Source organism: Ignicoccus islandicus DSM 13165 (genome assembly GCF_001481685.1).
GTDB classification, from domain to species: Archaea; Thermoproteota; Thermoprotei_A; order Sulfolobales; family Ignicoccaceae; genus Ignicoccus; species Ignicoccus islandicus.
Genome location: NZ_CP006867.1, coordinates 249,393 through 262,460 on the forward strand (window position 1 = coordinate 249,393; position 13,068 = coordinate 262,460).

19 protein-coding genes and 1 CRISPR repeat array are annotated in these 13,068 nt (G+C 46.0%); of the genes, 6 read left to right on the top strand and 13 right to left on the bottom strand.

Annotated elements, in window-relative coordinates; all coding sequences use genetic code 11:
- Positions 1-14 precede the first annotated feature (14 nt).
- Positions 15-938 carry a polyamine aminopropyltransferase gene (speE, locus tag EYM_RS01405; RefSeq protein ID WP_075049336.1) on the top strand — a complete coding sequence of 308 codons (924 nt, stop codon included), beginning with the start codon at positions 15-17 and terminating at the stop codon, positions 936-938.
- On the opposite strand, the gene EYM_RS01410 is transcribed toward speE, so the two are convergent.
- The 12 genes from EYM_RS01410 to EYM_RS01465 all read right to left on the bottom strand — a co-directional run bounded on the left by EYM_RS01410 (position 935) and on the right by EYM_RS01465 (position 9,454).
- Positions 935-2,287 carry a RuvB-like helicase gene (locus tag EYM_RS01410; protein ID WP_083494979.1) on the bottom strand — a complete coding sequence of 451 codons (1,353 nt, stop codon included), beginning with the start codon at positions 2,285-2,287 and terminating at the stop codon, positions 935-937. The genes speE and EYM_RS01410 overlap by 4 nt on opposite strands.
- Before the next feature lie 543 nt (positions 2,288-2,830).
- Positions 2,831-3,528: direct repeats of the CRISPR family, unit length 26 nt; unit sequence GTAGAATCCCAATAGGGAATAGAAAG.
- Positions 3,529-3,872: 344 nt separating this feature from the next.
- A complete protein-coding gene (locus EYM_RS01415; protein WP_157058713.1) occupies positions 3,873-4,313 on the bottom strand; it encodes a type II toxin-antitoxin system VapC family toxin in 441 nt (146 codons plus the stop codon).
- A complete protein-coding gene (locus EYM_RS01420) occupies positions 4,288-4,539 on the bottom strand; it encodes an AbrB/MazE/SpoVT family DNA-binding domain-containing protein (protein WP_236943443.1) in 252 nt (83 codons plus the stop codon). Before EYM_RS01420 ends, EYM_RS01415 begins: the two co-directional genes overlap by 26 nt.
- Positions 4,540-4,804: 265 nt before the next feature.
- Complete coding sequence (locus EYM_RS01425; protein ID WP_075049338.1) at positions 4,805-5,059, bottom strand: PIN domain-containing protein; 255 nt, start codon at positions 5,057-5,059, stop codon at positions 4,805-4,807.
- A 25-nt stretch (positions 5,060-5,084) separates the two neighbouring features.
- Positions 5,085-5,264 carry a PIN domain-containing protein gene (locus EYM_RS07975; RefSeq protein WP_075049339.1) on the bottom strand — a complete coding sequence of 60 codons (180 nt, stop codon included), beginning with the start codon at positions 5,262-5,264 and terminating at the stop codon, positions 5,085-5,087.
- The gene (locus EYM_RS01435) at positions 5,261-5,497 is read right to left on the bottom strand and encodes an antitoxin family protein (protein WP_236943424.1); all 237 of its coding nucleotides are present in this window, start codon (positions 5,495-5,497) and stop codon (positions 5,261-5,263) included. Before EYM_RS01435 ends, EYM_RS07975 begins: the two co-directional genes overlap by 4 nt.
- Positions 5,498-5,674: 177 nt before the next feature.
- The gene (locus EYM_RS07945; RefSeq protein ID WP_075049340.1) at positions 5,675-5,833 is read right to left on the bottom strand and encodes a PIN domain-containing protein; all 159 of its coding nucleotides are present in this window, start codon (positions 5,831-5,833) and stop codon (positions 5,675-5,677) included.
- The gene (locus tag EYM_RS07925; RefSeq protein WP_075049341.1) at positions 5,808-6,119 is read right to left on the bottom strand and encodes a PIN domain-containing protein; all 312 of its coding nucleotides are present in this window, start codon (positions 6,117-6,119) and stop codon (positions 5,808-5,810) included. The genes EYM_RS07945 and EYM_RS07925 overlap by 26 nt, the downstream gene beginning before the upstream one ends.
- A complete protein-coding gene (locus EYM_RS01450; RefSeq protein ID WP_075049342.1) occupies positions 6,116-6,313 on the bottom strand; it encodes an antitoxin family protein in 198 nt (65 codons plus the stop codon). Before EYM_RS01450 ends, EYM_RS07925 begins: the two co-directional genes overlap by 4 nt.
- Before the next feature lie 508 nt (positions 6,314-6,821).
- Positions 6,822-7,916 (bottom strand): AAA family ATPase, encoded by a 1,095-nt coding sequence (locus tag EYM_RS01455; RefSeq protein ID WP_075049343.1) that lies wholly within the window; start codon positions 7,914-7,916, stop codon positions 6,822-6,824.
- A gap of 4 nt (positions 7,917-7,920) precedes the next feature.
- On the bottom strand, positions 7,921-8,724 hold the full coding sequence (locus EYM_RS01460; protein ID WP_075049344.1) for a helix-turn-helix domain-containing protein: 804 nt from the start codon (positions 8,722-8,724) through the stop codon (positions 7,921-7,923).
- A 49-nt stretch (positions 8,725-8,773) separates the two neighbouring features.
- Positions 8,774-9,454, bottom strand: coding sequence for a CdvA-like protein (locus EYM_RS01465; RefSeq protein ID WP_075049345.1), 681 nt, complete (start codon positions 9,452-9,454; stop codon positions 8,774-8,776).
- Between the two features lie 95 nt (positions 9,455-9,549).
- Between EYM_RS01465 and EYM_RS01470 the strand changes: the two genes are divergently transcribed.
- From EYM_RS01470 to dut, 5 genes are all read left to right on the top strand, one after another.
- Positions 9,550-9,858, top strand: a complete 309-nt coding sequence (locus EYM_RS01470; RefSeq protein ID WP_157058715.1) for a hypothetical protein — start codon at positions 9,550-9,552, stop codon at positions 9,856-9,858.
- Entirely contained in the window at positions 9,821-10,408 is a 588-nt protein-coding gene (locus EYM_RS01475; RefSeq protein WP_075049347.1) for a hypothetical protein, read from the top strand. Before EYM_RS01470 ends, EYM_RS01475 begins: the two co-directional genes overlap by 38 nt.
- Positions 10,409-10,443: 35 nt before the next feature.
- Complete coding sequence (hypB, locus tag EYM_RS01480; RefSeq protein ID WP_236943425.1) at positions 10,444-11,082, top strand: hydrogenase nickel incorporation protein HypB; 639 nt, start codon at positions 10,444-10,446, stop codon at positions 11,080-11,082.
- A 79-nt stretch (positions 11,083-11,161) separates the two neighbouring features.
- Positions 11,162-11,812 (top strand): hypothetical protein, encoded by a 651-nt coding sequence (locus EYM_RS01485; protein WP_075049349.1) that lies wholly within the window; start codon positions 11,162-11,164, stop codon positions 11,810-11,812.
- Positions 11,778-12,197 carry a dUTP diphosphatase gene (gene dut / locus EYM_RS01490; protein ID WP_168050144.1) on the top strand — a complete coding sequence of 140 codons (420 nt, stop codon included), beginning with the start codon at positions 11,778-11,780 and terminating at the stop codon, positions 12,195-12,197. Before EYM_RS01485 ends, dut begins: the two co-directional genes overlap by 35 nt.
- A gap of 46 nt (positions 12,198-12,243) precedes the next feature.
- Here the strand turns inward: dut and uppS are convergent, their stop codons facing one another.
- Positions 12,244-13,065 (bottom strand): polyprenyl diphosphate synthase, encoded by an 822-nt coding sequence (gene uppS / locus EYM_RS01495; RefSeq protein WP_338034271.1) that lies wholly within the window; start codon positions 13,063-13,065, stop codon positions 12,244-12,246.
- Positions 13,066-13,068 lie beyond the last annotated feature (3 nt).

Here is a 13,068-nt window from a genome sequence, read left to right on the forward strand (position 1 = left end):
GCGGTGAAAGGCAATTGTATAAGGTACCATTAAAGACTTTCAACTGGTTCATAGAGGTTCAAACGCCTTGTTCAGCTCACATGCACGGAATAGAAGAAGTTTACTATAAAGGCAGGAGTCAGTACCAAGAGATAGTCGTAGCGAAGCTCTGCAACGTCGGGAAGGCCCTCATATTAGACGGCAAAATTCAATCGAGCGAATACGACGAATGGATTTATCATGAGAGCTTAGTTCATCCAGTAATGATCGCTCACCCCAATCCCAAGAGAGTCGCTATACTGGGAGGTGGCGAGGGCGCTACGCTAAGGGAAGTGTTAAAGTACGATGTAGAGAAAGTTGTAATGGTTGACTTGGATAGGGAGGTGGTAGAGGTAGCTAAGAAGTTCTTGCCGGAATGGCACAAGGGCGCCTTCGATGATCCGAGGACGGAATTAGTAATAAAGGACGGTAGGAAGTTCTTGGAAGAAACGGAGCCCGGGTCATTCGACGTAATTATACTTGATCTCGTCGATCCGTTCGAAGGTGGACCAGCCGCTAAGCTGTACACAAAGGAGTTCTATCAGCTAGTAAAGAGGGCTCTCAGGGAAGGAGGTATAATGGTTACGCAAGCAACTTCAACGTCCTATACGCTCAAGATGTTCTCAGTAATATATAGAACAGTAAAGGAAGTGTTCGCTAATGCTAACGGCTACCATTCCTTCATTCAAGCCTTCGATAGCACTTGGGGCTTCGTGTGGGGTTCCGATGCGATTAATCTAAACGAACTGAAGCCGGAAGAGGTAGATTCAAGGATAAAGGCAAGGGTTAGAGGAGAGTTGAGGTACTACGACGGTTTGACTCACCTGAGCATGACCAACTTACCTAAGCATGTCAGGAAAGCTATGGAAAGTGAGACCATTGTTAGTACCGATGAGAAACCCTTCCTTCTAGAAGTTTAGAGGAACTTATCTTTTAGTTCTTCGACGTACCTTACGCTGTCCTTTACGTCCACGAACTTCTTCTCGACTTCCTCAACGTCTTCAGCCTTTACTTCTTCCCTTCCCTTCCTATGAGCAACTATTCTGGCTGGCTGCATGAGGTGTATCGCGTACCTCAAGCTCCTCTGTTCGCCTATTTCACCTAGCTTCTTTACTGCGTCTTCACTCAACTTCACTCCTTCCTCTTCAGCTCTTATTCTAACTATTTCTTCGATCTCGTCCCTCGTGTAAGGCCTAGTTCTAACTATTAACAATCTGTCCAACATGTCCAGAGGCATTCCGTGGGGAGCTACTTCGTCTGTACCCCTTATTTTGGCCATGCCTCTGTTAGTTGCCAATACTATTATTGGCGCGAACTCCTTTTCCATCGCTCTTGATAGGAAGCTGAATACCTCGAGATCGAGCATGTGGGCGTCATCGATGAAGAGGACGCCGGGCACTAGCTCGCCCTTGCCTTCCTTTAACCACTCGCTCACTAACTTATCAACTTGCTTCCTCACTTCGTCGCTAACGCTCTCCGGACCGAAGCCGGCAAGTAAGCTGAGCGGGGCTTGTTGAGCAGCGTAGTAAGTGTCTAAATCGTGAAGAGTTAAGGTGTGAACGACTTCCGTTTCTTTGAACACGGGACCCTTCGGTAGCTCAGTCTCTTTTATTAGCTTTATCCCACTACTCTCCTCCTCTTTGCTTTTAGCTCTCCCTATTTTGTAGACTCTTCCGGTATCCGCGTCTATGGCTATCACGTCTCCCCTCCTAATGCCCAATTGCAGAAGTTGGTACGCTATTTCTTCATCAGCCCTCAGCTCCTTTTCGTCGTCCTCTGTTTCGAGAGTAATGATAGCTTCCCTAGGCACCTTAACGTAGGGGTTGTAGGGATGCCTTACCATTTTGAACTTCAAGTTCTTTACTACGCCTTCATACACCTTTCTCTTTTCCTTTATTCTTATTCCTATTGCCCTCCTCATTGCTTGCATCAAGACCTCGCTCTTCCTTGGACTACCCATTATTTCGGAACCGCCTAGAGCAACGAAAGGCGTGTCTTCGCCGAGCTCCTTCGCTAACGCTATTGCAAGCGCCGTCTTACCGGTTCCAGGCGGACCAACTATCAGAACGCCCCTACCGGCCATTCTTCCTTCTCTTACCATCTCAACGACTAGTCCTAGAGCTTCCCTTGCCTCCTCTTGACCCACTAGCCCGTCTGCTACCTTCTTCGCCCTGCCTTTCTCATCAAGACCCAAACCTCTTATATGAGTATGGAAGCCAACCCTTACTTCGCCCTTACTCGTCTTTGGTATTTCCTCAATTACCACTATCTAATCCCCAGAGACAGATCAATCATCGGTTATATTTAAGTTTTTGCATAAATTTAGCATTCACCATCCCATGGTGAATCCTCATCTCCACCTCTTGTCCAAATTAACTTTTCAATTTACTCACAATCAATTTACTCATTTCCTCAACCTTAACCATTTGAATTCAGAAATGATGGTCTCATTAAGCACCTTCAGTTTCTACTAGACTTCATAATGCTCAATTCCATTTAAACCTAATCATTCAAAATTGCCTTTAAGAAATCAAATGCAATTTACCACTCTAGAGCTCAGACCATCAGTACATGGTCCTTTCAAGATCGATCTTTACAATGAGAAGTTGCATTGAGGGGTTAATAAGCGATCATGGGAACTTTGATGATCATGGGGATTTCCACTCCAGCCTACCTTATACAAGCATATGCATGCATATATTGGACAACTAATTGAGTTCAAGTTCTGGAAGGGAAGGTGTGAATGTGGAAAGGAGAGCTAAGGGAAAGGGTTAAAAGATGGGGAATTGGTTGTTTAAATAGGAGGGCAACGGTAGAATCCCAATAGGGAATAGAAAGTCTCTTCCATCTCATTCACCTCATACTATACTACTCATGTGCAGTAGAATCCCAATAGGGAATAGAAAGCTAAGGAGGTCGGCGATATCGTCGAACCCCTCCTCTTGTAGAATCCCAATAGGGAATAGAAAGTTTCGTCATTGTGATGATCGAAGATGACCACTCTTATTCCTGTAGAATCCCAATAGGGAATAGAAAGAAACGATAGAGCACGTTCACTTCAGTACTTTCGTTTTCGAGTAGAATCCCAATAGGGAATAGAAAGTAACGCAATACTCGGTTTTCTCTCGAGTTTCACGCCCGATCCGAGTGTAGAATCCCAATAGGGAATAGAAAGACCCCCGATTCTGTCCACAATCTCCCGTAAGATTTAAACATGTAGAATCCCAATAGGGAATAGAAAGCAACTTTACCGTTATAGTATCCGAGCGCTATCCTGTCCCTCGTAGAATCCCAATAGGGAATAGAAAGAGACTCCGTATGATTCTTTAAAACGGTATAGGCTTCCATTGTAGAATCCCAATAGGGAATAGAAAGCTCGTTGAAATCGAACTATCAAAGCACCATGCAATCATATCTAGTAGAATCCCAATAGGGAATAGAAAGACGCATCTTGGAGAAGCTGAACGTACCAATTCCGAAAGAAGTAGAATCCCAAGATGGAATAGAAAGCCCTCCAAAACTTTGCCGTACTGGGTGGCTACGTGTTTGGTAGAGATCCATGATGAAATGGAAACTTATTTCCTTCATAGAAAATGAATGAAAAAAGTTCACTCAAGCGCGCGAAAACGAATGGATAAAATTGGTTCCGAATCGAAGCCAATTCGAAGTTCACTTTAAATTTCCAACTCGTCTCTGTAGAAACTGGCCCCGTAGCTCAGCCAGGAGGAGCGCGGGCCTTCGGAGCCGCTAGGGTCCCCGGGCCCGCTAATCCCGGTGGGGCTGCCACTTATATGCCCTATTTTGTAGCCCCAAAATATTGTTTGTCTTATTTAGGGGTTAGCTGAATGTTGCTATTATTTTAACAGTTTTCTTACTGCTTCAGTTATAGTCCATATTTCTACTATTTTAGCCCTTCTTAGGTTTTGGAAGTCTTTGTCATTAGTTATTAGGATGCAGTGTGCTTTGAGGCATGTTGCAGCGTGGTATATGTCTGCGCTCTCTGTCTCCGGGAAATATTGTTTAACCCTATTAACGTCGTCGTTGCTCGGGCGCTCTAATTTGGCCTTATCTTTTATCAGTGAGTATAGGTGTTCCGCTTGTTCGCGTATTCTGGGGAGTCTAGTAGATAGTATTTTAAACCACTTCTCATATTCTTTGAGGAGTACATCATCTACAATTAGTTCAACCTCGGGGTCTAGTAGTAATTTTAGGAGGAGTTCTGTTGTTGTCGTGTAACCTGATTTGAATGCCGATATAAAGACATTTGTGTCAATCATGTATCTTTTGTTTTGCAAGCTCGTTGGCCTCCTCTTCTATCTCCCTCTCTATCGCACTTATCTCCAGTCCGGCTTTTGTCACTTCTTCAGCTATATCCCTAAGCATCTTCTCGACATCTATCTTCTTCAAAACAATAAGGTCATCCCTAAGCCCTACAACCATGAATGCATCCCCTCTCCTAAGCTTGAGTTCTTTCCTAAGCCTACTAGGAACTACTATTCTTCCCCTATCATCTATGACCACAACACTCAACCCATAACACCCATATTACCCATTTTACCCACCCATTATTTTAAACCTTGCCAACCAATATGCTTAATACAATACACTTGATCATCGATGCTACGATACTATACCCGATTCTCTTGAAAACAAACATAGATATAGGTGCACGCCATAATCAGTACACTTAACCGATCCTTACCTCATATGTTTAGATCTCGAAGGCCCCCGTACAGTCAAACCTCATTGTATTAAGTCTTTTCTTGGGAGGCTTAATTATGTGGCCTTATAGTCTCTCTGTACCTATTATTTTGAGCCATGGTATACGCTTAAAGTCTTCGTCGAACGTTGCTAGCGATTCTATGTTGCTATGCTTGCAAGTTAAGACTATTTGCGCATCGTTTGGTGCCAGTCTATAAAACTCAATTGCCTTTACTAGCTCGTCTGGGTCTTGATAATCCCTTAGCATGGTTACTTTGAAATCTCTAATGAAGTCGCTAACCTTTTCTATGGCTTCTTCGGGAAATCCGTGCTTGGCTATATGCTTCCTAAAAGAGTATTTTCCCTTAACACCATATTTTTACCCGTGCAATCTTGGCGCCTACGATGTAGAGCAACTCATTGTATACTATCATAGGGATAGCCATACCTCCTATAATGGCCTCCCGGAGGATTTTCTCTGAGGTATTTGTTAGTTCTGTTTCAAAGAGGAAGTGATAGATGACATTTGTATCAAGGCATATCACTGGGTTTGTGCCTCCTCCTCGAGCTCCTTGAACTCCTCAACAGATGATTTCCCGAGAACACCTCTGTACCTTTTGATTAGTTCATCTATGTCCTCTTCCACTATCACCTTGTACTCTTTGCCCTCCTCAAGGTTGACGCTATTCAGCGGTTTTAGCACGCCCTTCTCATACTTCACTCTAACAACCTTGGACAAATCTTCCGCACCCATATCAAATGTGGCTCCATTAACCAATTAGCCTTTCCCCATACCGGGTGTTTCCAAATTATCAGCAATGGTATTCGCGGTGATAAGCGTTCCTAAAGAGCGTTTCCAATTCATGGTTTCACTTGGAAACATGGTTAATATGTTATCGGCCTTCGGAACTAATGGTCGCAAGTTCGAGTTCCGGCGGGTCAGCCACCTTCGTATTCACGGGATTACCTTGAGCCATGGAACACGCTTGAAGTCTTCGTCGAACGTAAGGATAGTATCTATATCGTAGTGCTTGCAAGTTAAAGCTATGATGGCGTCGCTTGGCAACAATCTAAACTCCGTTAGAACTTTATATAGCTCGTGCTCGGTGTACATGCTTGGTATTAGCCCTATTATCTAATCTCTTAAATAATTCTCTAACAGCGTTCACTACTTCCTCGGGGTACCCATGTTTCTTTACCCATTTCTTGGCTAAGTATGCTCCCTTTACCCCGTGTATGTGTTCTAGGTAACGTCTCGTTGACGCATATATTATCTCGTTATGAACCATCATGTCAATGACATAATCACCGGGATTCTCTTCTAGTATGGTTAACGCTTCCTCTGTTCTAGGTGTTTTATGGAGGATATAATATAGTACGTTAGTGTCCACGAAAATCACGACTGCCAGGCCTCCTCTAAGTACCTCTCTAGCTCCTCCTCGCTAGACTCGCCGAGAATACCGATAATACCTTTCAGCCTCTCCCTAATGTTCTCCTCAATCCTTATCCTTACTTCTTCACCTTCTCTAAGCTTGACGGGTTCTAGAGGCTTTAGCACACCCTTCTCGTATCTTACTCTTATAACCTTGGACAATTCTAGCCCCACTTATTACATTAGGTGCATTAGGGCAAATTAGCGCTTTACCCCAACCCTACAGCGTGTTTCCAGATTATTCGCCCTGATGCCTCTAGCGAACTTGAAGTTTCTTAGAAAACCATTAACCCCGACTCTCCAAGGACTCTTTCGTCAACGCCATATTTCGTCTTACCAATCCTGGGTACCAACTGCGGAACCGGATCTTAGAACAATTCCTTGCAGCCTCGCTCCCGCAATTGTTTTTCCATCGACCTCACGCAGTACGACCTCAGAACACCCTCGTAATCGATTGGATCTTCATTATAGGAGAGTAAGGCGCACTCCCCTAACGCCCCTTTCGACCCACGGAGCCCCTCGTCCTTTCAATTCGTTGCTATTTCGAAATTTGAGTTCAGTAACCCCATCGACGGTTCAGAATTTCATAAAGATTTCAATTAATTAAACTAAGACGTTGGAAGTCCCCGAAATTGCGTGAGGGGAAAGCTCTAAATTACGGCAGAGGGGCTCAATAAGCCCCGTGCTTCTTGGCCCACTCTTCATACATCTTGACGGTCTCGGGCTTAACGCTAGGCTTCCTCCTCTTTAAGGCAGCCTTCACGTCTTCCATAGTTATAGGCCTCGGATCCCCTATGCCACCGGTTTCCTTGAAGAGCTCCCTCACGGTTATCATATGGGCGTCTCTCAAGATTGCGACTATGTCTGCGGATGAATAGCCTTCGGTCAGCCTGACCAGCTCCTCAACGTCTATTCCGTTGTGGTTGAGCCTAGCTAAGGTTTTCTCTATTAAACGTCTTCTAGCCTCTTCATCGGGGAGAGGAATATATATTCTCTTTTCGAACCTCCTTATGAAGCCTTCGTCCAGTTTCCAAGGCTTGTTGGTAGCGGCGATAACGTAAACGAAATACCTCTCCCCCTTGTCCTGAAGGCCATCCATCTCTTTCAAGAACTGGTTCCTTGCTCTGACTTCACCACCGACCTCGTTGGAGTACGTGCCCAGAAGGGAGTCGACCTCGTCAATGAATATTACCACGGGCCTGCCTTCCTTGGCTATTTCCCTAGCCTTCTTGAATATCTTTGCCACGTTCTTCTCTGCTTCGCCCAGCCACTTGCTCATAATTGTGGCAGCGTCAACGTAAATGAATTCTCCGTCTATCTCAGACGCTATAGCAGCAGCTAGCATGGTCTTTCCGCATCCCGGAGGTCCGAAGAGGAGTATTCCCCTAGGCCATCCCAAGGGGAACAAGTCTGGCCTTTTAGTCGGAAATATTATCGCTTCTTCTATGGCCCTCTTCGCTTCCTCCAGACCTACTACGTCTTCCCACTTCACCTTGGGCTTGCTCTGGAGCTCTATTTCCTCTTCCTCCCCTCCTATGGGTTCTGGCATCATATCGCTTTGAAGCAGCTTTATCTTGTTATTTATATGGTCTAGATACTCTAAGTATACGTTCTTTAATGGGTGATCTGGTTCGAGCTCGAGGGCCTTCTTGATCATATTAGCAGCTATCTTGTAATTCTTTAAAGCTTCGTCTTTCTTACCGTTCTTTTCTAGTTGAAACGCCTTGTGGAGGTAACTGTGGGCCACTTGTTCAAGTTTCCCCACCTTTTCATCCCCTCTTCCTTATCGCTATCTTCCCTTCCTTCTCTAGCCTCTCCAGAGCCTTCCTAACCTCAGCCTCTGTGATACCTAGATGAGACGCGATCTTCTTAACGGAGAGCTTGTGTGCCCTACCGTATTGGTGATAGATCCTAATTACTTCGTAAACTTTCTCTACTACCTCATCGAATGAGTACTTCCTTATGGCACCGTCCGCCAACGCTACCGGTTGCGTTGATGGGGTAGACCAGTACGCGTTATTGTAAGCGTCGTTTAATTCCTTCTCTAATCCGCTATCGATAGGCTTCAATAGTTCGGTGGAGTCTATCATTACCTCTTTGAGAGCTTGTGCATTGGGAGTCGGCATATCGAGACCCTTCAACTCTATGAGTACGTTCTCAATATTGGACTTTGCCCTTTCAGCATACGGCAATAGCGCCCCTTCCAGTATAGCCTTCCTGTCTTCCAGAACCTCGTAGATCCTCTGAAGAGTGGCCACTGCGTTTGCGTGGCTGGTTTCCTTTTCCATCTTCCTTAGTTCCATTTCAAGTAAGTTCTTCGTGGTCTTTAGATCCCTTACCTTCTTGCTTAGGTCCTTTATTTCTATTTCGAGCGCCCTAGCCTTCTCCTCTTCCTTTTCCCTAAGCGCCCTTAGGTACTCCTCTTTCCTCTCCTCTTTCAGTCTCTCTAATTCAAATATCTCTTCGTCTAGCTTCCTCACCAGTTCGTTTAGTTTTATTAACCTATCAATGTAAACGTGCTTGAGCCTCCTCCCTTGCTTCTTCTTTTTCCGAAAGAAAAGCCATATTACCATAGTAGCGCACCTCTTCGGAGTTTTCCGCGCTTATTCGAAAACGATGGGCTTAGTCGGACAAGTCTAGCATTATCGGTGGTACGCTAGGTTGGCTCACTTGGTGGTGAACGTTTTGAACGCCTTCGCTCTCCTCAGTGGGCTTCTCGAGCTTCTCTAACTTCTCTATCCACTCCTTAACGCTCTTCTTCTCCTCGTAAGCCATTTCCTTCTGATGCCTTATTGCGCTAGCAGCTTGCTGATACCTTTTGTCGCTAATCTCTCCAGCCATGTAGCTCATCTGGAGGTTTATCAAGGCCCTATCCATTTCGAGTATCTGGTCCTCTAACTCCCCTATCCTCTCCCTTAGCATCTTCTTTACGTCGCCTAGCTTACCCTTCAAGCTCTGTAGTTGTTGTTCCATTTTCTTCTTCATCTCAATTACTATGTCCTTGTTAACTTCGCTGTTACTCATCATGGTTTCTAGGGCCTTTATCCTCCTTATCGCTGTATCCATTTTCCTGTATATGCTCTTAGCCTCGGCCATCCATTCAGGAAGCACAACTACTTCTTCGCCCTTCTTAGAGAGCCTCTCAGAAGGTATTCTAGTGAACTTGTTACCTCCAACTGCTAACTCTACTGCCTCCACTTCTCCATCCACGTTGGAGTAAACGCTTACTAAGGTTCCAACTATCCTACCGAACGGGTCCTTTACGGGTTCACCGACGTACTTCTCTACGAGAGTTATCTCCATACCTAGGTCCCGTAGTAATACTAGGGTATCTCCTGACCCTTATTAAGGGGTAAACCGGGAATCGCTTTTACCTACGAATTCGAAGACCTCACTTGGTGAACGAGATAAGAATAAGCGAAGCGTTACGAGAAATGAAACTTGAGTTAGCTTACTTCGCATCCGGTGTAATTACAGCGGCCCTCTCACCGCTGACTGGGCCCTTCTCGATCGCTCTCTTCTGGATAGGAATGGCTTTACTGAGCATTGGATGGATCGCCATAGGAATTAAAATAAGGGCTCTCATACATCTCAAGAGGATCGAGGTTCTCAGGAGGGCAATAAGGGAAAATGTGGAGGGAGCTCCTAAACGAGAAGATGGAGCAGCTAATGAAAATAACGAAAGTGGAAGTGGAAATGGAGGTTAATTCAAGCAATTATTTGGAACTAGTTGTATTGAGCGATTTGATAACGTCCTTGAACGTAACCAAAGTTTACAGTCCCAAGGTTATAGGAACTGAATTGAAATATGTTGAGGGTCTCTTCGTACCCAAGTGGCGCTCGAAGAGGTTGGAGGGAACGAGGGAAGTGATAGGGAGCGTGTTGCCGTTCTTGATAGAGGGGGACGTGAAGGCCTCGCTCTGGTTTCAGTCTCCCCACCCGCAAGGCGGAGTACCGGACGTAATGATGAGCTTCGGATGGGAAGTTAGCGTTTCAGACAACATTGTAAACTTCGCGGAGCCAGCTTGGAGGATAGAGAGAATAGGTAGGTCCGTGAGGTTGGAAGGGCTTTGGTGGAAACCTGATTTAGTTATAGAAGTAAAGAGGACGCCGAAGAGGGCGAGAACGTATCCGGCGAGGAAGAGGTTGATGGTTTCCTTAGTTGAGGGAGAAGTGACCGGATGGGAAGTAGTGGAGCTGAGGTCCTTAAGGGAAGTCATTAGAAAGTTCATTCATGAACTTGCACACGTTTATTAGTTCCCTTGTGCACGAAGTAACGGAGTTAGGCCTTGGTGCAACTAGTCAAGATAGAGGTGGACGTCCATCAAAAATACTTGGAGAAGGCTCGTCAACTTAGAGAGATTTACGATAAAGCTGGAGTTAAGGTTTTCGAGCTACTAGGGAGTCCCGGATCGGGTAAAACGGCCTTAGCGGAAGCGCTGATAGATAGGATCAAGGACAAGTATTCCATATTGTACCTAGGAGGCGACGTGGCCTCTACTCTAGACGCAGAGAGGATAGCTAGACATGGGGTAGACGCTACCGAAATAAACACTGGAGGCATATGTCACCTCGAACCGGATCACGTTATGAAAGCTTTGAGTAACGTTGACTTGAGCAAGTACGATGTGATGTTTATAGAGAACGTCGGGAACCTCATATGTCCCTTCAGCTTCCCCTTGGGGGCTCACAAGAGGATAATGGTGGTATCCGTTGCAGAGGGCGAAGACAAGTTCGTGAAGCATCCAATGAGCACGAGGCTTTCCGACGTTATTGTAATAAGCAAAGTCGACTTAGCTCCCGCAATAGGCGTCAACGTTGAGAAGATGGAAGAGGACGCGAGGAAGCTCAATCCCAAAGCTCCGATAGTTAAAGTCTCCGTTAAGACGGGAGAAGGTTTGAACGAACTGGTTTCAGTGCTCGGCCTCTAACTCGCACCTCCGATTTTCTCCGAAAGATATATTGATATTATCCCTATTCCTAATTAAGTGATAACGGGTTAACGCAGTGATGTTAGAGGTACTAGAGCGTAAGTTGAGCGAACTCAACGGACCCATTGTCGCGGCTAACGTAGGCCCCCCAGACGCGGACAAGGTAATTGGTGGAAAGAGGGTTTGCAAGTTAGTAGTTGTAACTACGGAGGAAATGGCCGGTAGCTACTTCCCGTTAGGATTCGAAATGGTAGCTACTGACTTGGCAGTAGCTTACATGACCTTCAACGAGGAGGAAGCGGCTGCAATCGATAGGCTTAGGCAGTTGGGCGACGTTCTAATAGTGAGTAAGGCGAAGAGAGACGGAAAGTACTACGTCTTCGACGGCGTAATGATGGCTTACGAGGTCGCTACAGTGGGTAACTTGAGCTGGCACGTTCTCAAAGGCATCTACCCGCCCCTAATGGAGGGCAAGGAGTACCTCTACAAGGCGCCCATTGCCTTAAGCCTAATCGAATCGGTGGCTTCCGGGGGAGGGTTGAGCGTACCCGCCAAGGAGCTTTACCCTATTGAGGTAACTAAGGGGCTCACTACTAATGTGAAGGTTGACCCGAAGGCTGGGAAGAAGGAGGAAAGGTTCGAAGTTCCCGGAATTTTACTCTTGCCGGCCCTAGTCGCGAAGTGGAGAGCCCATCGTGTTAGCAGTAAGAAGGCTTCACCCGAAGGCTAAGTTACCGAAGAGGTCCAATCCATGGGATGCGGGGTTGGACCTATTCTCTATTGAGAATGTAACTATAGGACCTTCCGAGCTGAAGGTAGTTAGAACTGGAATAGCAGTCGCGATTCCCAGGGGGTTCGTCGGAATAATAAAGGACAGGTCCTCGAAGGCATTAAAGGGTTTACACTGCTTGGCGGGAGTGATAGATCCGGGATATAGGGACGAGATAAAAGTAATAGTTATTAACTTGGGCAAGGAGCAAATTGAAATAACGGAGGGCGAGAGGTTCGCCCAGCTCCTCTTGGTCCCAATAGCCTACATGGATCCAATAGAGGTGGAGGAACTCCCTCCTAACGATGGAAGGTCGGGAGGTTTCGGATCAACGGGGATGAAGTAACGACGGTCTCCTGAATTTAAGTGATGAGTCTTCTCTCCCCGACCCTTTACTTGCCGTACCTCCTCTTCCTCCTTTGATAGTCCCTAATCGCCCTCAAGATGTCTATCTTCCTTATTTCGGGCCAGTACATGTCCGCGAAATAGAACTCGCTGTAAGCCGATTGCCACAATAGGAAATTGCTTATCCTCTCTTCGCCGCTAGTCCTAATTATTAGGTCTGGATCAGGGACGCCCGCAGTGTAGAGGTGCTCGCTTATCGTCTCTTCAGTTATCTCCTCGGGCTTTAGTTTCCCTTCCAATACTTCCATTGCTATTTTCTTGACAGCGTCCACTATCTCTTGCCTACCTCCGTAGCATACGGCCACGTAAAGGTACCTCTCGTTATAATGTTGGGTAGCCTTTTGCACCTCTTCCGCTGCTTCCTTCAAGTACTTGGGCCACATTTCGCACTTCCCTATTACGTTAACCTTAACTTTATGTTCGTGAATTATCTTCTCCTTCGCGAGTTCCCTTAAACCGCCGCTTATCAGATCGAACAAATTCCTCCTCTCCTCTTCGCTCCTCCTAGTGCAGTTCTCGGTAGACATTGCGAAGACCGTGACGGTCTCTATACCTAGGTCCAGTAACCAAAGCAATACTTCCCTCATTTTCTTGTAGCCTTCCTTGTGACCGTACCACTCCTTGAAGCCCTTCATCTTAGCCCATCGCCTGTTTCCGTCTGGAATTATGGCTACGTGGCGCGGTAGGGGTCTGGACTTCACTTCAGCCTCTAATCTCTTTTCGTAGATTCCGTAAACTGGTTTCAATAGCTTGTCAGTTACTCTGAATCCCTTCAACGCGATGTTGTACCTTCGCCTATTCAAAGGCACTAT